The 22,248-nt window shown below is 57.2% G+C and carries 23 protein-coding genes and 1 other RNA gene; 9 read left to right on the forward strand and 15 right to left on the reverse strand.

What is annotated here, in order from left to right:
* The first annotated feature begins 7 nt into the window (after window positions 1-7).
* The 3 genes from RVY89_RS14010 (at window position 8) to RVY89_RS14020 (ending at window position 1,568) form a co-directional block, all read left to right on the forward strand.
* Window positions 8-226, forward strand: a complete 219-nt coding sequence (locus tag RVY89_RS14010) for an HHA domain-containing protein (RefSeq protein ID WP_008499287.1) — start codon at window positions 8-10, stop codon at window positions 224-226.
* Between the two features lie 205 nt (window positions 227-431).
* Window positions 432-983, forward strand: a complete 552-nt coding sequence (gene maa, locus RVY89_RS14015; RefSeq protein ID WP_484825662.1) for a maltose O-acetyltransferase — start codon at window positions 432-434, stop codon at window positions 981-983.
* A gap of 117 nt (window positions 984-1,100) precedes the next feature.
* Window positions 1,101-1,568 carry a YlaC family protein gene (locus RVY89_RS14020; protein WP_023310598.1) on the forward strand — a complete coding sequence of 156 codons (468 nt, stop codon included), beginning with the start codon at window positions 1,101-1,103 and terminating at the stop codon, window positions 1,566-1,568.
* Here the strand turns inward: RVY89_RS14020 and pdxR are convergent.
* Window positions 1,540-3,000: a MocR-like pyridoxine biosynthesis transcription factor PdxR gene (gene pdxR / locus RVY89_RS14025; protein ID WP_484825663.1), complete on the reverse strand. Its 1,461-nt coding sequence runs from the start codon at window positions 2,998-3,000 to the stop codon at window positions 1,540-1,542. The genes RVY89_RS14020 and pdxR overlap by 29 nt on opposite strands.
* 101 nt (window positions 3,001-3,101) lie before the next feature.
* Between pdxR and RVY89_RS14030 the strand changes: the two genes are divergently transcribed.
* The gene (locus RVY89_RS14030; protein ID WP_484825664.1) at window positions 3,102-3,812 is read left to right on the forward strand and encodes a GNAT family N-acetyltransferase; all 711 of its coding nucleotides are present in this window, start codon (window positions 3,102-3,104) and stop codon (window positions 3,810-3,812) included.
* Here RVY89_RS14030 and ykgO read toward each other — a convergent pair.
* Entirely contained in the window at window positions 3,809-3,949 is a 141-nt protein-coding gene (gene ykgO, locus RVY89_RS14035) for a type B 50S ribosomal protein L36 (RefSeq protein WP_003859006.1), read from the reverse strand. The two genes, RVY89_RS14030 and ykgO, sit on opposite strands and share 4 nt — an antisense overlap.
* A gap of 2 nt (window positions 3,950-3,951) precedes the next feature.
* Window positions 3,952-4,212: a type B 50S ribosomal protein L31 gene (locus RVY89_RS14040; RefSeq protein ID WP_006176933.1), complete on the reverse strand. Its 261-nt coding sequence runs from the start codon at window positions 4,210-4,212 to the stop codon at window positions 3,952-3,954.
* Window positions 4,213-4,432: 220 nt separating this feature from the next.
* On the opposite strand from RVY89_RS14040, the gene RVY89_RS14045 reads away from it, so the two are divergent.
* Entirely contained in the window at window positions 4,433-5,998 is a 1,566-nt protein-coding gene (locus RVY89_RS14045) for an EAL domain-containing protein (protein ID WP_484825665.1), read from the forward strand.
* On the opposite strand, the gene RVY89_RS14050 is transcribed toward RVY89_RS14045, so the two are convergent.
* On the reverse strand, window positions 5,991-6,263 hold the full coding sequence (locus RVY89_RS14050; protein WP_032646179.1) for a metal/formaldehyde-sensitive transcriptional repressor: 273 nt from the start codon (window positions 6,261-6,263) through the stop codon (window positions 5,991-5,993). The genes RVY89_RS14045 and RVY89_RS14050 overlap by 8 nt on opposite strands.
* A 133-nt stretch (window positions 6,264-6,396) precedes the next feature.
* Here RVY89_RS14050 and RVY89_RS14055 point away from each other — a divergent pair, with 133 nt between their 5' ends.
* Window positions 6,397-7,212, forward strand: coding sequence for a nickel/cobalt efflux protein RcnA (locus RVY89_RS14055; protein WP_484825666.1), 816 nt, complete (start codon window positions 6,397-6,399; stop codon window positions 7,210-7,212).
* A gap of 38 nt (window positions 7,213-7,250) precedes the next feature.
* Here RVY89_RS14055 and RVY89_RS14060 read toward each other — a convergent pair whose 3' ends face one another.
* The 3 genes from RVY89_RS14060 to yczE form a co-directional block, all read right to left on the reverse strand.
* Window positions 7,251-10,340: a beta-galactosidase gene (locus RVY89_RS14060; RefSeq protein WP_484825667.1), complete on the reverse strand. Its 3,090-nt coding sequence runs from the start codon at window positions 10,338-10,340 to the stop codon at window positions 7,251-7,253.
* Window positions 10,341-10,442: 102 nt separating this feature from the next.
* Window positions 10,443-11,513, reverse strand: a complete 1,071-nt coding sequence (locus RVY89_RS14065) for a LacI family DNA-binding transcriptional regulator (RefSeq protein WP_484825668.1) — start codon at window positions 11,511-11,513, stop codon at window positions 10,443-10,445.
* A 78-nt stretch (window positions 11,514-11,591) separates the two neighbouring features.
* Window positions 11,592-12,203 (reverse strand): membrane protein YczE, encoded by a 612-nt coding sequence (yczE, locus tag RVY89_RS14070; protein WP_484825669.1) that lies wholly within the window; start codon window positions 12,201-12,203, stop codon window positions 11,592-11,594.
* 86 nt (window positions 12,204-12,289) lie between these two features.
* Here yczE and yczR point away from each other — a divergent pair, with 86 nt between their 5' ends.
* Complete coding sequence (gene yczR / locus RVY89_RS14075; protein ID WP_484825670.1) at window positions 12,290-13,711, forward strand: MocR-like transcription factor YczR; 1,422 nt, start codon at window positions 12,290-12,292, stop codon at window positions 13,709-13,711.
* 82 nt (window positions 13,712-13,793) lie between these two features.
* Here yczR and RVY89_RS14080 read toward each other — a convergent pair whose 3' ends face one another.
* From RVY89_RS14080 to ffs, 3 genes are all read right to left on the reverse strand, one after another.
* Window positions 13,794-14,009 carry a hypothetical protein gene (locus RVY89_RS14080; protein ID WP_008503298.1) on the reverse strand — a complete coding sequence of 72 codons (216 nt, stop codon included), beginning with the start codon at window positions 14,007-14,009 and terminating at the stop codon, window positions 13,794-13,796.
* Window positions 14,006-14,257, reverse strand: coding sequence for a hypothetical protein (locus tag RVY89_RS14085; RefSeq protein WP_023310587.1), 252 nt, complete (start codon window positions 14,255-14,257; stop codon window positions 14,006-14,008). The genes RVY89_RS14080 and RVY89_RS14085 overlap by 4 nt, the downstream gene beginning before the upstream one ends.
* Window positions 14,258-14,518: 261 nt before the next feature.
* An RNA gene (gene ffs, locus RVY89_RS14090) (signal recognition particle sRNA small type) lies at window positions 14,519-14,615 on the reverse strand.
* A gap of 170 nt (window positions 14,616-14,785) precedes the next feature.
* On the opposite strand from ffs, the gene RVY89_RS14095 reads away from it, so the two are divergent.
* Window positions 14,786-15,097, forward strand: coding sequence for an MGMT family protein (locus RVY89_RS14095; RefSeq protein ID WP_029741631.1), 312 nt, complete (start codon window positions 14,786-14,788; stop codon window positions 15,095-15,097).
* 33 nt (window positions 15,098-15,130) lie between these two features.
* On the opposite strand, the gene RVY89_RS14100 is transcribed toward RVY89_RS14095, so the two are convergent.
* A complete protein-coding gene (locus tag RVY89_RS14100; RefSeq protein ID WP_024906833.1) occupies window positions 15,131-15,658 on the reverse strand; it encodes a YbaY family lipoprotein in 528 nt (175 codons plus the stop codon).
* Window positions 15,659-15,858: 200 nt separating this feature from the next.
* Here RVY89_RS14100 and tesB point away from each other — a divergent pair, with 200 nt between their 5' ends.
* Window positions 15,859-16,719 carry an acyl-CoA thioesterase II gene (tesB, locus tag RVY89_RS14105; protein ID WP_484825671.1) on the forward strand — a complete coding sequence of 287 codons (861 nt, stop codon included), beginning with the start codon at window positions 15,859-15,861 and terminating at the stop codon, window positions 16,717-16,719.
* 84 nt (window positions 16,720-16,803) lie between these two features.
* On the opposite strand, the gene amtB is transcribed toward tesB, so the two are convergent.
* The 4 genes from amtB to RVY89_RS14125 all read right to left on the reverse strand — a co-directional run bounded on the left by amtB (window position 16,804) and on the right by RVY89_RS14125 (window position 22,234).
* The gene (amtB, locus tag RVY89_RS14110) at window positions 16,804-18,093 is read right to left on the reverse strand and encodes an ammonium transporter AmtB (protein WP_023310584.1); all 1,290 of its coding nucleotides are present in this window, start codon (window positions 18,091-18,093) and stop codon (window positions 16,804-16,806) included.
* 35 nt (window positions 18,094-18,128) lie between these two features.
* Window positions 18,129-18,467, reverse strand: coding sequence for a P-II family nitrogen regulator (gene glnK / locus RVY89_RS14115; protein WP_008503304.1), 339 nt, complete (start codon window positions 18,465-18,467; stop codon window positions 18,129-18,131).
* 220 nt (window positions 18,468-18,687) lie between these two features.
* Complete coding sequence (locus RVY89_RS14120; RefSeq protein WP_484825672.1) at window positions 18,688-20,469, reverse strand: SmdB family multidrug efflux ABC transporter permease/ATP-binding protein; 1,782 nt, start codon at window positions 20,467-20,469, stop codon at window positions 18,688-18,690.
* Window positions 20,462-22,234, reverse strand: coding sequence for a SmdA family multidrug ABC transporter permease/ATP-binding protein (locus RVY89_RS14125; protein WP_484825673.1), 1,773 nt, complete (start codon window positions 22,232-22,234; stop codon window positions 20,462-20,464). Before RVY89_RS14125 ends, RVY89_RS14120 begins: the two co-directional genes overlap by 8 nt.
* Window positions 22,235-22,248: the final 14 nt, after the last annotated feature.

Genomic DNA, 22,248 nt, shown 5'->3' on the forward strand with positions numbered 1-22,248 from the left:
TGAATTTATGTCTGATAAACCACTCACAAAGATCGATTATTTGATGCGCTTACGACGTTGTCAGTCAATTGACACGCTTGAGCGCGTCATTGAAAAGAATAAATACGAGCTTTCTGATAATGAACTGGCGGTATTTTATTCAGCCGCTGACCATCGTCTTGCTGAACTGACAATGAATAAGCTGTATGACAAAATCCCTACTTCTGTGTGGAAATTTGTCCGTTAATCTTTGAAGGGTGTCTGTAGAGTTCTACGCCTCGTTCTGAGTTTTTACCTATCCCGTTATGCTCCCTGTGCGTAAGCCAGGTCTCCGTGTAAAACGTGTTCAGCAGCAGCAATGTTGTGACTCCAGTCACATCGGCCTTTCGGGAACGTTCCCCTACTGGCCTGTTCCGATTACTCTGCGGTAATCCCATCCAGAGAGGTTTCCAATGAGCTTAGAAAAACAGAAAATGATTGCCGGTGAACATTACCGCCCCGGCGATGAGACGTTACGAGCCGACCGACTGCGCGCCCGCCATCTGGTTTATCGCTATAACCACACCGCGCCTGATGATAAAACAGAACGCCAGAAGATTCTGGCGGAACTTCTGGGACAAAGCGAAGGCGCATATATAGAACCGAGCTTCCGCTGCGACTATGGATATAACATTTACCTGGGCAAAAACTTTTACGCTAACTTCGATTGCGTGATGCTGGATGTCTGCCCTGTTCATATTGGTGATAACTGCATGCTCGCACCGGGTGTGCATATTTACACAGCAACCCACCCGCTGGACGCCGAGGAACGAAATAGCGGCGTGGAGTTTGGAAAACCCGTCAATATTGGCAATAACGTCTGGATTGGTGGTCGGGCGGTCATTAACCCTGGCGTCACCATTGGTGATAATGTTGTGGTGGCCTCCGGCGCCGTCGTGACGAAAGACGTCCCGGCTAACGTTGTCGTTGGCGGCAACCCGGCAAAAATTATCAAAACGCTGTGAGGGAGTGGGGAGTCAACTGTTATGGTCTTTTAGCGCCAGACTGTTACTTTTTTCAGCCTGATGGCTCCCCTAAAATTGGCAGACACCCTGTATTGTCAACTCTCATGAAGGCAAAAAATGACCGAGATACAGCGCCTGCTTACCGCCACCATCGACGATCTTAACCTCCGCGAAAAGCGCGACAATCGCCCGCGCTTTAGCATTAGCTTTATTCGCAAACACCCTGGACTGTTTGTCGCCATGTATGCCGCCTGGCTGGCGACGCTGATTGTAATGCTGAAGTCTGAAACGCTGGTGGATTCCGTCTGGCTGCTGGTTGTACTGTTTGTGGTCTTTAACGCGTTTTTCTTTTTCGACGTGAATCCGCGCTACCGTTACGAAGACATCGACGTGCTCGACTTTCGGGTCTGCTACAACGGCGAATGGTACAACACGCGTTACGTGCCAGAGGAGCTGATTGAAAACATCATGCACTCTCCGGCAGTTGAAGCCGGGCAAAAAGAGAAGCTGCAGAAAATGGTCTCCACCAAAGGACAGCTCTCTTTCTATGATGTCTTTACCCTTTCCCGCCCTGCTGCTGCGTAATTAACGCCTGCAGACGCCGGATCCCCGGCGCAAACTGAGAAGCAGAGGTATTACCGTAACCTAAAACCAGCCCGGTTTGCCCCTGCTTCGCCTCCAGGTAGTACCCGCTCAATGCAGCGGGTGACAGCTGAAACGCCCTCGCCTGCTCCACCAGCCTCTGGTCATCAATATCGTCTATCGCCAGCGTCAGATGCATTCCGCCTTCACCGGCCAGAATACGGTGCGGCGCATGAAGCTCTGTGCCCAGCACCTCCCGCAGCTGGCGGTATCGTTTACGATAGAGCCGACGCATGGCAGCCAGATGACGGGCGTAGTGACCTTCTTCGATAAACAGCGCCAGCGTGCGCTGTTCGGCACGATGCCCACCGCGCAACAGCGAGCCGATGGCCGGACGAGCCGCCTTCGCCAGCGCTGGCGGCAAGACCATGAACCCTATTCGGAGCGAAGGAAACAGCGTTTTACTGAACGTCCCGAGATAAACCACGGGCGCGTTGTTTACCATTCCCAGCATCGCCGGAACGGGCTCACCGGCATAACGAAACTCACTGTCGTAATCGTCTTCAATGATCCACGCGTTGTGCTGCCGGGCGAGCTCCAGTAGCGCGAGGCGTCGTCGGGCACTGAGCACGCTTCCGTAGGGGAACTGGTGTGAAGGTGAGGTAAAAATTAACGAGGGAGAAGGTACATTCAGTCCCTCCCAGCACATCCCCTCGTCATCAATCGGGATCCCCGTCATTGCCAGGCCGGATTTAACAAACGCACTCTTTGCCCCGCTATAGCCGGGGTTTTCTACCCAGGCGACATCGCCAGGCTCGCTTAACAGCATCGTGCAAAGATTGACGCCCTCAAGCGCTCCTTCGGTTATCACAATCTGGCTGGCGTCGCAGTCGATACCGCGGGACAGGGCGAGATGCCGGGCAATCGCGGCACGCAGCGACGGCTCGCCGGCCGGGTCGCCATAGCCTAGCAGGGCACTTCCCTCCTCGCGCAGGACGCGATCGTACAATCGCCGCCACAGCGGCAAGGGGAAATAGTTAATGGCAGGCGTTCCCGGCGTGAACGCCATCACCGGGGTATCACGCGGCACAGGCGCGGGCAGCAGGGCGACCCGTTTTGCGAGCGTGATGGCAGGGCCCGGCATTATCCGGGGGACGGAACGGTGAGCTAACTGCGCCACCCGCGTTCCCTGGCGATTACGCTGCAAATACCCTTCCAGGGTGAGCTGGTCCAGCGCCGCATTGACTGTGTTTCGGGAAACCGAGATCTGCTGCGCCAGCGTTCGCGAACCGGAAAGCTGGCTGCCGGATCGTAGCCTTCCGCCCAGTATGGCCTCCCGTAAAGCAAGGTAGAGTGCGCGCTGGAGCGTCTCTTCGCCGCGTGTTTTCAGGGCTGCATGGAGCAAGGTATAAAATTCATCACCCGGTATATTCATCTCGCCTCCTCGTGGCACCATCAAAACATAGCGCAGTGGTTCTTTTTAAGGAACCAGCAATTCACTAGTCTGAAGCTCTTTTCAACGTCACGGAAATTAAGATGAAGACATTCAATCAGTTCGGACAGCCAGTGGGCGAAGCGCTTACCGACTGGCAGCCTCGTCAGCACCCGTCCCGGGTGGTCCTGCAGGGTCACTATTGTCGGCTGGAGCCGCTGCGCGTGGAGCATGCCCACGCTTTGTTCTCCGCCTATTCCCTGGCCGAAGATACCCGCAGCTGGACGTGGCTGCTGCGTGAACCCGATGCCACCGCAGAGGAGTTTGCCGAATGGGTGGCGAGCGTAAGTGCGTTATCCGATCCCATCCACTTTACCGTTATCGATAACCGGACCCAGTCCCCTGTCGGGACGCTGTCCCTGATGCGTATCGATCCTAAAAACGGGGTCGTGGAAGTGGGACACGTTCACTTCTCTCCTCTGTTAAGCCGCACGCCGATGTCGACAGAAGCCCAGTATCTGCTGATGCGATACGTGTTCGATACCCTTGGGTATCGGCGTTATGAATGGAAGTGCAACAGCCTGAACGAGCCTTCCCGTAAAGCGGCGCTGCGTCTGGGCTTTCAGTTTGAAGGGCGCTTTCGTCAGGCGCTGGTCATAAAAGGCCGTAACCGGGATACCGACTGGTTTTCGATTCTCGACAAAGAGTGGCCGGCGCTGGCGAGCGCCTTTGCAAGCTGGCTTGCCACCGACAATTTTACTGCCGATGGCAAACAGAAAAGATCCCTGGAAAGCTGGCGAGAAACGCGCGTCTAGCGTCTTTTTTTACGTCCCTGAACCGCCTTAAAGCGCGGATTAGATTTGCAAATCACGTATAAGCGTCCCTTGCGTTTGACTATCTGGCAATCCGGGTGACGCTGCTTTGCACTACGTAATGAGTTAAGAACCTGCATGGTTAGCCCCGCTTCGCATTGAGAAAACCGCCAAAACGCTTGCGGAAGCGCGCTGCGCTGCCGTCTGTAGAGAACGTTTTCTGCTTACCGGTATAAAACGGGTGCGATTTTGAAGAAACCTCGATGGTGATGTACGGATAGGTTTCACCGTCGAGTTCAATTTCACGGTCGGTCTTAATGGTTGAGCCCACTTTGAAGTATTCATTCGCGCTGGTGTCGTGGAAGACCACGGTGCGATAGGCGGGATGGATATTAGGTTTCATCGTAAATCCTTTATGTTTTGTTATAACATAACAAAATAATATCCAGGCCAGTTTGAAAAAACAACCCCCTCTCGCCTGACGATAATTTCTCGTTTGCCTGTGATAAGATGAAAACCATGCCAACCACGTGCTATAACTATATCATTTCGCGGTAAAATCTTTCTCTTCAGGCAGGGAACTCAATGCCCAGGAACGGGTATACGAGGAAGGACACGACAGCATGAAAACCCGACATCTGGTCAGTCTGGTGACTGGCATACTTATCTTTTCTGTGCTGGTCCCCATTTGCCTGAGCATCTGGCTGGCCCATCGCCAGGCGGAGGATAAATTTGCCGATGCGCTGGATAATTATGCCTCACGCGTGCTGGTACGAACCGACAGGGTTGTGGCTCAGGCAAAAGAAGCGCTCGATCACCTGCAGGCCTTTGAGGGGGTGCCGTGCAGCCCTTTGCAACTGAGGGAAATGCGCCGGGTCGCTTTCTCGTGGCGATATGTCCAGGAAGTGATTTATATCGACAACCTTCAGCCGCTCTGCTCCTCCCTCGAGCAAACCAGTCATGCCCCCCCTTTCCCCCCACCGATGCGCATTACCGAAGATGGTTACAGCGCATGGCTGACCACGCAAAACGATCTTGGGTTTAACCGCTACATGGCAGTGCTGGGAAAAGGGCACTACCTTGTCATGGTCGATCCTGCTTCGCTGGTGGACGTGATCCCTTTCGGCGAGATAGCAATTGATGCCGCCCTGGTAGGAAGCACAACGCACCGCATTTTTGCCAGCAGCAGTAAGCTCGATTCTCACATCCGCGACATGGTTCAGGAGCGGGGTATGAAAAGCGTGCAGTACAACGGTTCAATGTACATTATGAAGTCTGTACCTGAGCTTGGATTTACCGTAGTCGCATGGGCAACGCTCAAACCGCTCTCTGAAACCTGGCACCGGCAGCTGCTTTTCTGGTTACCGTTCGGCATGTTGATAAGCCTGCTCGCCGCGCTCTTCGTCCTGCGGATACTGCGGCGTATCCAGTCACCGCGCAATCGCCTGCTGGACGCCATTAACAGCCGGGATTTTGTGGTGCACTATCAGCCCATCGTGGCGCTCTGTAGCGGAAAAATTGTGGGCGCTGAGGCGCTGACGCGCTGGCCTCAGCCGGACGGAAGCAGCCTCTCGCCGGATATTTTTGTCCCCCTTGCCGAGCAAACGGGGCTCATCTCACAGCTGACGCAGTTAGTCATCGAAAAGGTTTTTGAAGATATGGGTCACTGGCTGCAACGCTACCCGGATCATCATATCTCCATTAACCTCGCGCCTGACGATTTGACCTCCGGCATCCTGCCGCCTCTGCTGAGTCAGCTACTGAATAAATGGCAAATCCATCCCCGGCAAATCGCCCTTGAGCTCACCGAGCGCGGCTTTGCCGATCCCAAAATCAGCGCGCCGGCAATCGCCGCACTCCGCCGTTCGGGCCATCCTGTCTATATTGATGATTTTGGTACAGGCTATTCCAGCCTGAGCTATCTGCAGGATCTGGACGTCGACACGCTAAAAATTGATAAATCGTTCGTGGATGCGCTGGAGTATAAAAACGTAACGCCGCACATCATTGAAATAGCAAAGTCGCTGAAGCTGGCGATGGTGGCGGAGGGAGTCGAAACCGCAGGGCAGCTCGCCTGGCTACACCGCCACGGCGTGCAGTACGGGCAGGGGTGGTACTACAGCAAAGCGCTGCCAAAAACAGAATTTATTCTTTGGGCAGAGAATAACCTCGGCACGCACTCTACTTAAGATAGGATTTGATCACCTGCAGCACCACGCCAAGATCGGCTTCACGCTGCGCTTCTTCGGGTTCTTTCACCACATGATCGGTTAAATGCCCTTCGATCACCTGCATCATCATGCCGTTGACCGCCCCGCGGATCGCCGCCAGCTGCTGTAACACCTCGGCGCATTCGTGATCGCTGTTGAGCATTTTCTCCAGGGCATGACTCTGCCCCTGAATTTTCTTCAGGCGAGTCAGTAACATTTTCTTATCGCGAACGGTATGTGACATCTCTCTATCCCTTATTTTTGGCTTTTAAAGCATAACACGCTCTACTCCCCCTGAGTATTTTTCTACTGGGGGGTAGTATTAGCCTACTGGGGGGGAGTAGTATTTGCAGACATTTTCCACGCCGGAATCCCCCATGACCGATTTTGCTTCACTCCTGCAGCAGGGTAATGCCTGGCTGTTTGTTCCCAGCGCCATCCTGCTCGGTGCGCTGCATGGCCTGGAACCGGGCCACTCAAAGACCATGATGGCCGCTTTTATCGTGGCCATCCGCGGCACGCTGAAACAGGCGGTACTGCTCGGCCTGGCGGCCACGCTCTCCCATACGGCGGTGGTCTGGCTCGTTGCTATGGCGGGATTATGGTTTGGTCGGGGCTGGGATGCGCATACGTCCGAACCCTGGTTCCAGCTGATCTCCGGGGTGTTGATCGTTGCGATCGCCCTGTGGATGGCGTGGCGAACCTGGAAAGAGAGCCAGCCACACGATCATCACCATCATCATCACGATCATCACCACCATGACCATCATCATGATCATCACCACCACGAACACCCGCTGGTTGAAGAGGAGTGGCAGGATGCCCACCAGCGCGCGCACGCGCAGGATATTAACCGCCGCTTCAGCGGTCAAAACGTCACCACCGGACAGATCGTCATGTTTGGCCTGACCGGCGGGCTTATCCCCTGCCCGGCCTCCATCACCGTTCTGCTGATCTGCCTGCAGCTAAAGCATTTTGCCCTCGGCGCGACGCTGGTGTTCAGCTTCAGTATTGGTCTGGCGTTAACGCTGGTGGCTTCCGGCGCGATTGCCGCCTTGAGCCTCAAACATGCGACAAAACGCTGGCCCGGGTTTAACGAACTTTCCCGTAAAGCGCCTTGGATTTCCGCTGCGCTGATTACCGTGGTAGGGATTTATATGAGCCTGCACGGTCTGAGCGGCATTCTGGCGTAAGCTGCGGCCACGTCCTGTGGCCGCATCTCAATGGTCAGTTAAGGATTTTGCTGCCAGCTAAAGGTGTAGCGAAGCTGGCGTTTCTGCAGAATGAATTCCGGTGAAACGCTGGGGCTCCAGGAGTCGTCGCCGCCCACGCCCATATGGAACGCATCAAGGTTAAGCCAACACCCGGGCTCTTCCTGCAGCAGATGGTGATGGGTTGTCTCCCGCAGCTGCTGCTGGCTGTAGCGGCTCACCGAGAAATGGAACCGGCCATGTAGCTGATGCGTTCCCAGCGCCAGCTGCCGCGTATCGCAGCGCAAACCATTTTCCGTCGGGAAGATATACGGCGTGTACATCTCCGCCAGGGGTAATGTCCAGCGCCCCTGCTGTGCCGCCAGCGTTCTGTCCGGATAGTTTTCATGCGGCCCCAGCCCCAGCCAGGAGACGTTTTCCGGCGTTTCGGCGAGATGAACGCTCAGGCCAACGCGCGCGGGTTCCGGAATATCGGACGCAATATCGACCTGAATATCGCCATGCAGAACGCCCCGGTCGTCCACCCGCCAGGCTTTACGACTTATGAACAGCGTTTTGCCATGATACTCCCCGACGTGAAGGGTGGTGACCACGGCTTCGTCCGCGTGCTGCTCTGCCTCACAGCGCAAAACGCGTAAGGTGAGATCGTACATGCCCGCCGCTTTCCAGCGTTCAACCCATGCATTCGGATCGATCTTCGTCGCTTCACTCACGCCAATATCATTGTCCAGCGGCGCACGGCTGACGTTATCCGTCAGAGGTGACATCAGCGTTTCAACGCCATTTCGCCACCATTGGGTCAGGTTTCCGGATGCGCGATCGAACTGCCAGCGCTGTTGACGATGCGCGATCTCCAGGATGCGGTCGTTTTGCGTCAAAACCGGAGGCTCGCCCGCAGAGGCTGGCGGTGCGACAAACAGCGGAGACGGAAGCGGCCACTGCTCCCACGCGCAGCGATGGTCAGCCGGTGACCATGTTGTTGCCCGCGGCTGGCGCACTTCAACATTCAGCCAGACTTCCCCCGGTTCGTTTTGCCATTCTGGCAGAGCGATCTCCAGACGCTGAGCGCCTTCAGGGGCTATTGCCAGCGTCACCTCGCCCGAAGCCAGCACCTCTCCGTCCCGGGCAACCGTCCAGTTCAGCACTTCGTTATCGGTGTGGCGGAACAGGTAGCCGCTTTGCACCTCAATCACCAGCGGAGAGGTGCTGACCCGCGTAAAGGTGAAGAACTGCTGGGCGCGCTGCGCCTCGTACAGCGCCGGGTGCGGCGTGCGATCGGGGAAGACCAGGCCATTGAGGCAGAACTGTCGGTCGTTTGGCTTATCGCCAAAGTCCCCGCCGTATGCCCAGAACGAATTGCCCTCTTCATCTTGCTTCGTCAGAGCCTGATCGACCCAGTCCCAGACAAATCCCCCCTGCAACCGAGGGTGGCTGCGAAACGCCTGCCAGTATTTCGAGAATCCGCCGAAGCTGTTCCCCATCGCGTGGGCGTATTCGCAGAGGATCAGCGGGCGTGTTTCATCCGGCATACCGATCCATTTTTTGATGGACCATTTCGGCACTGCCGGGAAGGGCTGATCCTGATCGACCCGGGCATACATCGGACAGACAATATCGGTCGCCGCAGTGTTCGCGCCGCCGCCTTCATACTGTACCGGACGCGTCGGATCCGTGGCTTTCACCCAGCGATATAGCGCGTCGTGGTTTGCACCGTGCCCGGACTCATTGCCCAGCGACCAGATGATAATTGAGGGATGATTACGATCGCGCTGCACCATGCGCGTCACGCGCTCGCTCATGGCGGGCAGCCAGCGCGGATCGTCAGCAAGGCGGCTCATCGGCACCATGCCGTGGGTTTCGATGTTGGCTTCGTCAACAACGTACAGCCCATAGCGATCGCAAAGCCGGTACCACAGCGGATGGTTCGGGTAGTGCGAGCAGCGCACGGCGTTGAAGTTGTGCTGCTTCATAATTTCGATATCGCGACGCATGGTCGCTTCGTCCATCACCTGGCCGTTTTCCGGATGATGCTCGTGCCGGTTAACCCCGCGGATCAGCAGCGGTCTACCGTTGAGCTTCAGCAGGCCATTGCTGATTTCAACCCGCCGGAAGCCAACGTCGCACGCCTCTACCTCCAGCACCTCACCCTGCGGATTAAGAAGCGCAATCGTCAGGCGGTACAATTCTGGCGTTTCAGCACTCCAGAGCGCGGGCTGGTCAACAGGGATCGACACCGTTAAGCGCTCTGCCCAGCTGCCGCGCTCGTCGACGATGGCAGACCCTGGACGCCGGGAAACGCTGGCGCATTTTTCACCCGTGCGCCACAGGGTCATGACCACCTCGCAGTCTGCAAAGCCAGCGCCCGCCAGCGCGACATCAACCTTCAGCACCGCGCGGTCCAGCTCCGCATTCAGGTCCGTCACCACGTGATAATCGGCAATCTGCGTCTCGGGTTTATGCAGCAGCGTCACATCGCGGAAGATGCCGCTCATGCGCCACATGTCCTGATCTTCCAGATAGCTGCCGTCGCACCAGCGCAATACCATGACCGCCAGGCGGTTCTCTCCAGGGCGTAATGTTGCCGAGAGGTCAAATTCGGCGGGCAGGCGGCTGTCCTGGGAATAGCCCAGCCACTCTCCGTTGCACCACAGATGGAACGCCGAGTTCACGCCGTCAAAGATGATGCGGGTTTGCCCGCTCTGAAGCCAGACGTCATCCACCTCAAATGTGAGCGAGTAACAACCGGTCGGGTTTTCCTGCGGCACAAAAGGCGGGTTAACGGGGATAGGATAGGTGACATTAGTGTAAACAGGCGTGTCGAAACCCTGCATCTGCCAGTTCGACGGCACGGGCATCGCAACGGCATCCGCGCAATCTTCGGTGACCCATGCCTGAGGAACCTGCTCGGGAGCAGAAAAGTAGCTAAATCGCCACATCCCGCTGAGGGAGAGCCTGCTGATAGATCCAGCGTCATCCCTGGCGGTAGAGTCATTACGCCAGCTGTGCAGCGGCGCGTGTGCCGGCAGGCGGTTCCACTGGGTGACGCCGGGATTTTCCCAGTCCCGACGGGCCAGGATATCGCTGAGGGTCAGCGAAGGTGTATGAGACATATCAACCTCTTTGCGAAGCGCTCACAATTTTGGTTAACATGCCCTGGCACTCTGCGACGGTAAAGCGTTCGATCACGGGGTAGCGAGTCCGATCACAAAGTTTTATTTGCGGGCAAGCTGCTCGGCCAGGAGTGCCAGGCTTCTGAGCTGCAGCGCCAGCTCCTCGCGTTCGGCCTGCTGCGGCGCGCGGCGCGCGCTGGAATGGCGGGTAACCAGCGTCACCGGCAGCTGAATCTGCCAGCACGTCTCGCCTTCGGTAGGGGCCAGCAGCCACTCCACGCTGCGCTCGCCCGCCTCGCGAAACGCCTGGCGAATGGTCGTCAGCGGCGGAGAAAACCAGGCGCTGTCAGCCGTATCGTCGAACCCGACCACCGACATCTGTCCTGGAATCGCGATCCCCTTTTCCGCACAGGCGCGCATCACCCCGAGCGCCATTTGATCGTTCGCCACCAGAATGGCATCCGGCAATGCGCTACCCGACAGCAGCACATGTCCTTTCTCGTAACCGCTGGCCGCGCTCCAGTCCCCGTAGGCCACCGCAGCGGCTTCATGCCCCGCGCGGGCCAGAGCCGCTTTCCATCCTGCCAGACGCGCCCGAGCAGAGACCGAGCTTTCCGGCCCGCTCAGCAGGGCAACATGCTGATGCCCCAGCGAAAGCAGGTGCTCAACGCCCAGATGCGCGCCCTGCCCGGCGTTAAACACAAGGCTGTTAACCTGTGCTGAAGGCGAGACATCAAGGAATAGCACCGGAACAGGCGACGCCAGCGCCCTGAGCGCTTCAGCGTCAGGATCGTCGAGCGGTACATTTACCAGCAGCGCGTCCACCCGCTGTGCCAACAGCGCCTGAAGCGCGGCCTGACACTGCTGCGGTTGCTCCACCATGGAAATGAGGACGCTCGCCCCTTTTTCGGCTGCACGTGATTTTACCGCCGATACAATTTGTGAAGGCGCATGCAGGGCCAGATCGGTGGTGATGAGTCCCAGCGTGCGGGTGCGTTTACCCGCCAGCTGCTGTGCCCGCAGGTTAGGCACGTAGTGCAATTCCGCCATCGCCTGCTGCACCTTTTCCCGCGTGCGGGCAGAGACATGCTCCGCGTCGTTAATGACGCGAGAGACGGTCTGATAAGAAACCCCCGCAAGGAGGGCGACATCATAGAGAGTGATCGCTTTCATGCATTCTGGCATCGCGTGTGTCGTGGCCCATTATTGTGGCACAGCGAGGCCGTGAAAACATGTGAGCGCTTCGCAAAATTAGACAACCCGCTCCGGCTGAGCGATTTCAGCAACGCGCGGCTTCTGGCGGAACCAGGGCAGACAGAGCTGGATAAGTGGGCCAATGGTCAGGGCATACACTACCGTTCCCACCCCAAACGTGCCGCCAAGCACGCACCCAATCAGCAGGACGGACACCTCAATTGAGGTACGCACGCTGCGAATGGACCACCCCAGACGGGCATGAATGCCGGTCATCAGGCCGTCGCGTGGGCCAGGCCCAAAACCGGCGCCAATGTACATGCTGGTCGCAATCGCGTTCATCACGATGCCCGACACCAGGAAAGCGATGCGAACGGGTAACGAATCAAGTTCCGGAATAAGCGCCATGCTGGCGTCCGCCGCCAGACCGATACAAATCACGTTACTTATCGTGCCAAGACCCGGCATCTGGCGCAGTGGGATCCACAGCAGCAGCACCGCAGCACCGGTTAAAATGATCACCGTCCCGATCGTCATCCCCAGCTGCACCCCTACCCCAAGGTGAAAAACATCCCAGGGATCGACACCCAAATCGGAACGAATAAACATCGCGGTGGACAGGCCATACAGACCTAAACCGACATAGAGTTGTAGCAGACGACGTACCATTTTTATCTTCTCCAGTGAACCAGGCTTTCATCCTGACCTATAATGGCACTATGATTAATGTCCAGTTTTCAAATAGTGGACTGCATATGTCGTCACGTCGCTTCGGAAGCCAGTCGCTGGTACGCCTTTTAGGCCACTGGCAGCAAACCTCGTCCCGCACGCCGCTCTGGCGGCAGCTGGCCGATGCGCTGCGCCTGTTAATTCTTGATGGACGTCTGGCGCTGAATACACGGCTACCGGGAGAGCGCGAGCTGGCCACGGCGCTGGACGTGAGCCGGACCACCATCAGCAGCGCCCTCGCCCATCTGCGCGAGGAGGGATATCTTGAGAGCCGCCACGGCAGCGGGTCACGCGTGATCCTCCCGGATACGCGCGCTGTTCCCACACTTTCCGCAGCGAGTGCGGCACTGGATCTCTCCACTGCCGCACTCAATGCCGGGCCGGAGATCCACCAGGCTTATACTTATGCGCTCACGGCCATTACGCAGCACCTCTCGCTGACGGGCTACGATCAGCTAGGACTGCCGACGCTGCGGGAGGCCATCGCTTCGCGCTACACCGCGCGGGGCCTTCTCACCCGCGCGGACGAAGTGATGGTGGTCAATGGTGCCGTGAGCGGCTTCGCGCTGGTCCTGCGGATGATGACCGGGCCGGGAGATCGCGTCGTGGTCGATCACCCCACCTATCCGCTGGCGATTGCCGCCATTCAGGGCGCGCAGTGTCGGCCCGTGGGGGTGTCGCTGCCGGAAACCGGCTGGGATACGGATGGCTTTGCCGCAACGCTTGCCCAGACGGCACCGCGCCTGGCGTACCTGATGCCTGATTTTCATAACCCCACCGGGCGCTGTATGGATATCGCGACCCGTCAGGCCATTACCGATATTGCTGCGCAAACCCGTACGGCGCTGGTGGTGGATGAAACGATGGTGGATCTCTGGTTTGATGCGCCTCCCCCGCCCCCGCTGGCCTCCTTTAACCCGCAGGCCACCGTCATCACCCTAGGCTCCGCCGGAAAAAGTTTCTGGGGCGGGCTGCGTCTCGGCTGGATCCGCGCCTCCTCGCGCACGATCGCCACGCTTGCCCAGACGCGGGATACCCTCGATTTAGGCTCGCCGCTTCTGGAACAGCTGGCGATGCTGTGGCTGATTAACAACAGCGAGACATTTCTGCCCGCACGCCGGAAGATGCTGGCGAAACGACGCGATCGATGCGGTGAACTGCTGCGTGAACATTTCCCCGACTGGAAATTCCATGAAGCGGAAGGTGGGCTCTCTTACTGGATTGAGCTGCCGGGCATGCTGGCGACACAGCTTGCCGCGCGGGCTGAGATTCTGGGGATTAATCTGGGGACCGGTACGCGGTTTGGCCTTTCGGGCGCATTTGACCGCTATTTGCGGATGCCCTTCTCGCTGGAATCGACAGAGCTTGAGCAGGCGTTGCTGAGGATCAAACCGTTATGGCTCGCCCTGAATAAAAACGAGCCATCGTTAAAACGCAGCGTGATCTAATATTAAAATATTTGAAGTCGATCATAAAAATAAAAACTGCTGACTGTTACGGATACAGTCAGCAGTTTTCACCAATCCGGAATTAATGCTGAGCAGGAATTGGAAAACCTTTCAGTGAAATAACGAAGTTTTCACCGTCTTTCTTTATTTTTGCGCCGGTATCACACCAGTCAGACGCAATACGAAAGAACTCATCACTTCCGACATTCCAGCCAAGACGTACATGCTTCACATAGCCTGAACGCAACAGATCGCAGGCCTCTTTGTAGTCACTGGCAGTTGACAGTTGTTGTTTCATTTTCTCTTCTTCAGAAGTTTGCGTAGAGCTTTGATTTCTTTAGGAGTAAAAGGAGAAACACTCTCTTCTTCCGTATGCTGATTATCAATATCCTCTTCCGATACTCCCGCCTCTTCTACTGCTTCGAACGCCAGCAGCAGCAGTTTCTCTGTCGTCACGCTTAAGTTCTCGTTATTCACTTCCGCATAGTGGCGAAGCCTTTCTTTTAGCGCGTCATCAATCTTAACGTTTAATACCGCTGTAGCCATGTTTGTCACTTCCCTTCGGAATAAGTACTTTATGTAATACACGAAGTTAACAACGTTATCCAGATATATATTTTTTTGAGTTATGGAGGTAAATAACCGTCCAATTATAAAATGACAGTCTATTATTACAGGTTTATGACAATAATATTTCAGTGCGATTAAATATATATTACACGATATAGGCATAATATTATTGTGGGATAGTGGTTTAAAGGGAGAGGTAAAGCAGGAGGATCTTATGAGGGCACAAATGGGTGGGGGCCCTGCCAGCTACATCCCGGCACACACGTCGTCTGCCCTGGCTGCTTCCTTCCGGACCTGACCTGGTGAACAGAGTAGCGTTGCGGGAGAACCAACAGAGCCCCCATTGAGAGCGTTGATAACCAACGCGCTGGCGCATTATCCCTGTGCGAAGGCCCAATTGCAAGCCGCCAGGAACCGGATGCTGGTTTCTTGCGCAAACAGGCGCAGCAATCATGACGATCTTCGTTTACCATGGCTCTCCAGAAACTCCCCACAGGTGAAGGTATGGACGAGCACGACTCCTTTCCACAGCGCGTATGGCAAATCGTGGCTTCAATCCCGGAAGGCTATGTCACCACCTATGGTGATGTCGCGCGCCTGGCCGGTTCCCCGCGCGCGGCGCGACAGGTTGGAGGCGTCCTGAAACGGCTGCCGGAAGGGAGTACGTTGCCCTGGCATCGGGTAGTGAATCGTCATGGCGCCATTTCGCTCACCGGGCCAGATCTCCAGCGTCAGCGTCAGGCATTACTTTCAGAGGGTGTGCAGGTGTCCGGGTCGGGTCAGATCGATTTGCAGAAGTTTCGCTGGGTGTATTGACCCCTCTCCCGGAGGAGAGGGGAAATGCAGAAATTACATCTGAGTCGGTGGGGTTGGCAAAGACGGCTGATTGGTCTGCGGTGCCACCGGGACTTCGGTCTGCTGCACCGGCACCAGGTTCAGGTCGATTTTTGTCCCACCGTTGTTGATCGCTTCCTGGACCGTATCGGTAATGAATACCAGCTTACCGTTAATGGTTACCGCTGCGCTCAGCAGAATACGGGCATTAGGCTGCACGTCCGACGGGTTATACGGCAACACGAAGCTAAACGGCGCCTGCTTGCCTTCAGTACGCACGGCACGCTGAGCCACGACTTTCGACGGTGCGTCGGCCAGGGAAGCATCAGACAGCGTCACCGTTAATACCGCATCCGGCGGCAGCGCAACTCTCTGTTTAATCCAGATGGTACCGGAAACGTTAGGCTGCTGAATGGATTGCTGCGAAAGGGTATTAATCCCGTTCGGGTCTGCTGCTGGCACTGGCACCTGGGCGCTCTTACCGGCACAGGCGGACAACGCCACCGCAATAGCTACACCACTTAGCATGGGCACGAGTTTCATTGAAGTCTCCTTATCAATGCACCAGCGGGATCGATCCCATCCGATGTCGTTTCAATCACATAACGTATTCAAGTGTGGCACAGATCACCGATTTATGCCTGAAAACGTGCCGACATTCAGATTATTCTACCCATCGGACCACTTTCATTTCTGCGTTATACTCTGCCTATCTTTCGCTACGGCGTTTATTGAGGACAATTATGAGTCAGGCACTGAACAATCTGCTGACATTACTGAATCTGGAAAAAATTGAGGAAGGACTCTTTCGCGGACAGAGCGAAGATCTCGGTTTACGCCAGGTCTTCGGGGGGCAAGTCGTCGGACAAGCTCTGTACGCAGCAAAGGAGACTGTCCCGGCAGACCGTCTGGTGCATTCGTTCCACAGCTACTTCTTACGCCCTGGCGATAGCGCGAAACCCATCGTGTATGACGTTGAAGTTCTGCGAGACGGCAACAGCTTCAGCGCGCGCCGCGTCGCGGCCATTCAGAACGGTAAGCCGATCTTTTACATGACCGCCTCTTTCCAGGCGCCGGAGCCGGGCTACGAGCATCAGAAAGTCATGCCTCCTGCCCCTTCGCCGGACGATCTCAAATCTGAAACGGATATCGCTCGCGCATTGGCGCATCTGCTACCGCCGCAGGTCAAAGAGAAGTTTCTCTGCGATAAGCCGCTTGAGATCCGCCCCGTCGAGTTCCACAACCCGATGAAAGGTCACCCCGCCGAGCCGAAGCGCCAGGTGTGGATCCGGGCCAACGGCACCGTTTCTGAGGACTTCCGCGTTCATCAGTATCTGCTGGGCTATGCTTCTGACTTCAACTTCCTGCCGGTGGCGCTGCAGCCGCACGGCGTCGGCTTCCTCGAAAAAGGGATGCAGGTCGCGACGATCGATCACTCGATGTGGTTCCACCGTCCCTTCAACATGAATGAGTGGCTGCTTTACAGCGTGGAGAGTACGTCGGCATCCAGTGCCCGCGGGTTTGTGCGTGGGGAGTTTTATACTCAGGACGGCGTGCTGGTAGCTTCAACGGTGCAGGAAGGGGTAATGCGTAACAGAGGTTGATGTTGTGCGGCATGATGCCCTCTCCCACGGGGAGAGGGAATACACACTAAAAACGGCAACCTGAGGTTGCCGTTTTGCTGTTTATTAGGCGTTATACGCATTCTCGCCGTGGCTGTTCACATCCAGACCTTCGCGTTCCTGCTCTTCCGGTACGCGCAGACCGACCGTCATGTCCGCCAGCTTGTAGCCGATGAAAGCGACAACCGCAGACCAGACAACGGTGATTGCAATACTTTCCAGCTGCACCAGCACCTGATGAACCATGGTCACGCCTTCTGCGTAGCCCACGCCACCGAGCGATTTCGCAGCGAAGATACCGGTCATGATACAACCAACGATGCCGCACACGCCGTGGACTCCAAACACATCGCATGGGTCGTCAACGCGCAGCACGCGTTTCAGTGCGGTCACGCCCCACAGGCCCGCCAGACCGGACACCAGGCCAACCAGCAGCGCACCGCCCACACCGACATAACCGCACGCAGGGGTGATACCAACCAGACCGGCAATGGCACCCGAACAGGCACCCAGCAGAGAAGGCTTACCACGTACCGCCCACTCGCCGAACACCCAGGAGAGGATTGCACCCGCCGTGGCCACCACGGTGTTCACGAAGGCCAGCGCGGCAATTTCGTTCGCGGCACTTGCTGAGCCGGCGTTGAAGCCAAACCAGCCAAAGTAGAGGATCGCGGTACCGGTAAAGACCATCGGCAGGTTGTGCGGTTTGAACGCTTCTTTACCGAAGCCCACGCGTTTGCCAATCAGGTAGGCGCCCACAAGGCCCGCTACTGCGGCGTTGATGTGTACAACAGTACCACCCGCAAAGTCCAGCGCGCCGTGCGTTGCCAGCAGACCGCCACCCCAGACCATGTGCGCAATCGGCACATAGGAGAGCGTCATCCAGACCACAACGAAGATCAGCACGGCAGAAAAACGAATACGCTCGGCGAGCGCGCCCACAATCAGCCCGACGGTAATACAGGCAAAGGAGCCCTGGAACGCAACGTGGATGTACTGATAGAAGCTGCCCATCAGCGCGGTCAGCTCAATATTTTTCAGCATCACCCAGTCGAAGTTACCAAAGAACGCGTTGCCCGTGCCGAACGCCAGCGAGTAACCGTAGACCACCCACAGCACGCAGACCAGTGCGAACGTCACGGCAACCTGCGTCAGCATGGAGAGAACGTTTTTGCCACGGATCAGGCCGCCGTAGAACAGCGCAATGCCCGGAATGGACATAAACAGCACCAGCGCGGTGCTGATCATCATAAAGGCGTTATCGGCTTTGTCGACCACCGCAGGGGTAGCAGCCAGCGCCAGGCCCGGCAGCAGTGCCAGCGAACCCAGACCCGTTTTAAGTGTTGCTATCTTCATTTTCTCGATCCCTATCACTGTGTGCCAGGCGTTAATTACAGTGCCGCTTCGTCAGATTCGCCGGTACGGATGCGAATGACGCGCTGCAGTTCGGCAACGAAAATTTTGCCGTCGCCAATTTTGCCGGTATAGGCCGCTTTGCTAATGACATCAATGACTTCATCAAGCTGATCGTCAGCAATCGCGACATCAATTTTTACTTTTGGCAGAAAGTTAACGCTGTATTCCGCCCCGCGATAAAGCTCGGCATGACCCTTCTGACGACCAAAGCCTTTCACTTCGGTGACAGTCAGTCCCTGAATACCCATTGAAGACAACGCTTCGCGCACGTCTTCGAGTTTGAATGGTTTGATTACAACCGTAACCAGCTTCATAGATCCCCTCCAGTCAGAATTCGGTAATGGCCGCAGCTTACGCAGAAGGTATTGCAAGGGGTGTGCCAGAAATGAAAACGTGAGGGAATAGCGGTGCGATGTGCGTTACACGGTCCTGATAAATGAACCGGTGAAAAAAAACGCACCATGCCGGTGCAGGGTGCGTTTCAGTTTTGCACCAACAGGAATGACTGTTAGCGCGGCGCCTCATTTTAGTGCATCAGGCGCTAAGCGACTCCTCATCACGAACGCTGGCGGCCAGTTCTTCGCCCGCGAGCTGCAGCTGGTACATCTGCCAGTAGCGCCCTTTTGCTTCCAGCAGTTCACGGTGCGTACCGCGTTCAACGGCCTGTCCGCGATGCAGCACCAGAATAGTGTCCGCGTCGACGATGGTGGAAAGACGGTGAGCAATCACCACCAGCGTTGTATGGTCGCGTACGGCGGCCAAAGCCTGCTGAATCGCCTGCTCGGTACCGGAATCTATGCTGGCCGTGGCTTCGTCAAGAATCAGCACCTGTGGCGTTTCAATCAGGACGCGCGCCAGCGCCAGAAGCTGTTTTTGCCCCACGGAGAGGTTGTTGCCCTGCTCGCCCAGCTTCGTGTTAATTCCGTCGCTGAACCCGCGCGCCAGCTCTGCCAGCTGCACCGTTTCCAGTACCGCCCAAACCTGCGCCTCTGAATAGTCCCGTCCCAGGGTCACGTTGGCGTAGAAGGTATCGGCCAGTACGACCGGATCCTGCTGCACCATCGCAACGCCTTTGCGTAACACTGTATGGCTGAGAGACGCGAGCGGGCGTCCGTCGAGGCGGATTTCACCTTGCGTGACCGGGTAATAGCCCATCAACAGGCTGGCAAGCGTGCTCTTACCGCTGCCGGTGTGCCCCACCAGCGCGACGAAACCGCGCGACGGAACGTCAAGCGTGATGTCCTGCAACACCAGACGGTCTTCGCGATAGGCAAACGAGACGTTATCAAAGGCGATAGCCCCGCTTTGCAGAGGTCGCTCATCCTTGCCGTAGGCCTGTCGCGGCCTGTCCATAAGCTCAAAGACGCGCTCACCGGCGACAACCGCCTGTTGCAGCATCGATTGCTGCGTAGTGAGTTCGATCAGCGGCTCGTTGAGGCGTCCCAGATAGCTAATAAAAGCGTACAGTACGCCCACTTCAATCGTACCGTTTGAGCTCAGGCCAAAGAGCATCAGCAGCCCACACAGCACCAGCGCCGAGAAAAGGCTCAGCAGCGGTCGCAGCAGGAAACCGTCCAGGCGCAGCGTCTGCATACGCGCCATATAGTGCGAACGGCTGGCTTCGCCCATGCGCTCGCCAAAGCGCGCCTGCTGACGGAACTGCTGGATGACGCTCATGCCGTTAATCACTTCGTTGAAGCCATCGTTGATGTCGGCCAGATAGGCGCGAACCCGACGCACAATCGGCGTGCTGTAACGCTGGTAAATCACCATGACGATCAGCACCGCCGGGAAGATGGTGATCGCCACCAGCGCCATGCGCCAGTCGAGGCTGAACATCGCCACCAGCATCGCGCCGATCAGCGCCGCGCTGCGTAATACCGTCGCGACCACGGTGACGTACAGATCGCGGATCACCTCGGTATCGTTGGTCACGCGCGAAATCACCTGCCCGACCGGCTGGATATCAAACTCGCTGAGCGGCTGGCGAAGCGCCGCGTCCATGACGTCGGTGCGCAGCTGCTGAACGACGCCCACGGCGGCCCGGTTAAACAGCAGCGACTGGGCATAGTGCAATCCTGCCGCCGTCAGCTGTAAGCCAACGTAGGCCACGCCTAAACCCGCCACCAGCCCGAGCGGCAGGTAGCTTTTGGCGACCATATTGTCGATGAAGTAGCTGATGAGCAGCGGACCACTCACTTCGGCAATCGCCGCAATCCAGAGTAAAAGCACGGCAACCGAGAGCGGTTTACGCCACGGTGAGCCGTAGGCCAGCAGACGTTTGAGCGTCGGCCACATCGTTCCAAGCTTACGCATTGGCCGCCTCCTCGTCCTGCTCCGGCGCATCGTCAAGCGCTGCTTCAAGCTGTTGATAGCGGTACATATCGCGATACCAGCCCGGCTGCTCGGCCAGCGCGTCATGCTGACCGCGCTGGGCAATATGGCCGTGCTGCAATACCAGAATTTCGCTGGCTTCGGTGAGCGCTGACAAACGGTGGGCGCTGATGATTATCGTGCGTCCGTCGCCCCACTGGCGCAGGTTATGCAGAATTTGATGCTCGGTACGGCCGTCCACAGCGGAGAGCGCATCGTCCAGAATCAGGATTTCCGCATTCAGCAACAGCGCGCGGGCAATGGAGATACGCTGTTTTTGCCCGCCGGACAGCATGACGCCGCGTTCCCCGACTTCGGTGTCGTAGCCCTGCGGCAGACGCAAAATGTCGTCATGTACGCTGGCTAAACGCGCGACGTGCTCGATCTCTTCCTGCGTTGCCGCAGGGCACCCGAGCGCGATGTTGTTCGCCACGGTGTCAGAAAAAAGAAACGGCGTCTGGCTGACGACCGCCAGGCGACCGCGCCACTCATCCAGCAGCAGCCTGGTGAGCGGAATATCATGGAAGCGAATATCGCCCTGCGTGACGTCAAAGTGGCGCTGGAGCAAAGAGAGCACGGTACTTTTGCCGGATCCCGTCGGGCCGCAGATGCCCAGCATCTGGCCCGGCTGAAGCGTAAAGCTGACGTTCTCCAGCACCGGATGCTCCGTATGCGGATAAACAAACTTGCGGACGTCGACATGCATAACGCCGCGCCCTTCCGGCACCGCTTCGCTACCGTCGATGACAACCGGCGCTTCGGCCAGCATGGCCCGAATGCGGCTGTAGGCGGCACTGCCGCGCTCCACGATGTTAAACATCCAGGCCAGCGCCAGCATCGGCCAGATCATCAGCCCCAGATACATCGCAAAGCTGGTCAATTGCCCCAGGGTAAGCGTGCCCTGCACCACCATCCAGCTTCCGCCGCCAATCGCCAGCAGGTTTGCCATGCCAATCGCGATATAGATGGTCGGATCGAAACGGGCGTCGATACGCGCGACGAGCATGTTCTTCGCCCCCGTGTCTGCCGCATCGGCGGCAAACAGCGCGGACTGCCGGTCTTCCAGACCAAACGCTTTGATCATGCGGATGCTGGTCATGCTCTCCTGGGTGCGATCGTTCAGCGACGAAAACGCCGCCTGCGCCAGCTTGAAGCGCTCGTGCAGCTGTTCGCCATAGCGATTGATCGCCAGCGCCATGATCGGCATCGGCAGCAGGGCCAGCAGGGTCAACTGCCAGCTGATCTGCGTGGACATCACGATCAGCACCGCGCAGCCCATCACCAGCGAGTCCACCAGCGTCAGCACTCCTTCCCCGGCGGCAAAGACCACGCGGTCCACGTCGTTGGTGGCGCGGGCAATTAGGTCACCGGTCCGGTGGCGCAGATAAAATTCGGGATGCTGGCGGCTCAGCTGGCGGTAAAAATCTTCACGCAGCTCAACGGCCAGCTGATAAGACGCACCAAACAGCAGCACGCGCCAGACGTAGCGCAGCAGATAAACAATGACCGCCGTCAGCACCAGCGTGCCGACCCACATCAACACCCGTGCGGTGGTGTAATGCTGTTCGGTGACGCCATCCACAACGTAACCCACCACTTTCGGCGGGATCAGCTGCAGGATGGCAATAATAATAAGCAGGGCGACTGCACCGAGGTAGCGTTGCCACTCCCGACGAAAGTACCAGCTTAGTTGGGCAAATAATCGCACGCGGTTTGTTCCTG

Source organism: Enterobacter sp. 3U4, from assembly GCF_057224565.1.

Excerpts from the sequence above, each read along its gene's own strand:
- RVY89_RS14010 (WP_008499287.1), top strand. The coding sequence starts at position 8 with ATGTCTGATAAACCACTCACAAAGATCGATTATTTGATGCGCTTACGA.
- yczE (WP_484825669.1), bottom strand. The coding sequence starts at position 12,203 with ATGGTACGTCGTCTGCTACAACTCTATGTCGGTTTAGGTCTGTATGGC.
- yczR (WP_484825670.1), top strand. The coding sequence starts at position 12,290 with ATGTCGTCACGTCGCTTCGGAAGCCAGTCGCTGGTACGCCTTTTAGGC.
- tesB (WP_484825671.1), top strand. The coding sequence starts at position 15,859 with ATGAGTCAGGCACTGAACAATCTGCTGACATTACTGAATCTGGAAAAA.
- RVY89_RS14040 (WP_006176933.1), bottom strand. The coding sequence starts at position 4,212 with ATGAAACCTAATATCCATCCCGCCTATCGCACCGTGGTCTTCCACGAC.
- RVY89_RS14055 (WP_484825666.1), top strand. The coding sequence starts at position 6,397 with ATGACCGATTTTGCTTCACTCCTGCAGCAGGGTAATGCCTGGCTGTTT.
- RVY89_RS14045 (WP_484825665.1), top strand. The coding sequence starts at position 4,433 with ATGAAAACCCGACATCTGGTCAGTCTGGTGACTGGCATACTTATCTTT.
- glnK (WP_008503304.1), bottom strand. The coding sequence starts at position 18,467 with ATGAAGCTGGTTACGGTTGTAATCAAACCATTCAAACTCGAAGACGTG.
- ykgO (WP_003859006.1), bottom strand. The coding sequence starts at position 3,949 with ATGCAGGTTCTTAACTCATTACGTAGTGCAAAGCAGCGTCACCCGGAT.
- RVY89_RS14095 (WP_029741631.1), top strand. The coding sequence starts at position 14,786 with ATGGACGAGCACGACTCCTTTCCACAGCGCGTATGGCAAATCGTGGCT.
- maa (WP_484825662.1), top strand. The coding sequence starts at position 432 with ATGAGCTTAGAAAAACAGAAAATGATTGCCGGTGAACATTACCGCCCC.
- pdxR (WP_484825663.1), bottom strand. The coding sequence starts at position 3,000 with ATGAATATACCGGGTGATGAATTTTATACCTTGCTCCATGCAGCCCTG.
- RVY89_RS14060 (WP_484825667.1), bottom strand. The coding sequence starts at position 10,340 with ATGTCTCATACACCTTCGCTGACCCTCAGCGATATCCTGGCCCGTCGG.
- RVY89_RS14120 (WP_484825672.1), bottom strand. The coding sequence starts at position 20,469 with ATGCGTAAGCTTGGAACGATGTGGCCGACGCTCAAACGTCTGCTGGCC.
- RVY89_RS14065 (WP_484825668.1), bottom strand. The coding sequence starts at position 11,513 with ATGAAAGCGATCACTCTCTATGATGTCGCCCTCCTTGCGGGGGTTTCT.
- RVY89_RS14085 (WP_023310587.1), bottom strand. The coding sequence starts at position 14,257 with ATGGCTACAGCGGTATTAAACGTTAAGATTGATGACGCGCTAAAAGAA.
- RVY89_RS14100 (WP_024906833.1), bottom strand. The coding sequence starts at position 15,658 with ATGAAACTCGTGCCCATGCTAAGTGGTGTAGCTATTGCGGTGGCGTTG.
- RVY89_RS14050 (WP_032646179.1), bottom strand. The coding sequence starts at position 6,263 with ATGTCACATACCGTTCGCGATAAGAAAATGTTACTGACTCGCCTGAAG.
- amtB (WP_023310584.1), bottom strand. The coding sequence starts at position 18,093 with ATGAAGATAGCAACACTTAAAACGGGTCTGGGTTCGCTGGCACTGCTG.
- RVY89_RS14020 (WP_023310598.1), top strand. The coding sequence starts at position 1,101 with ATGACCGAGATACAGCGCCTGCTTACCGCCACCATCGACGATCTTAAC.
- RVY89_RS14080 (WP_008503298.1), bottom strand. The coding sequence starts at position 14,009 with ATGAAACAACAACTGTCAACTGCCAGTGACTACAAAGAGGCCTGCGAT.
- RVY89_RS14030 (WP_484825664.1), top strand. The coding sequence starts at position 3,102 with ATGAAGACATTCAATCAGTTCGGACAGCCAGTGGGCGAAGCGCTTACC.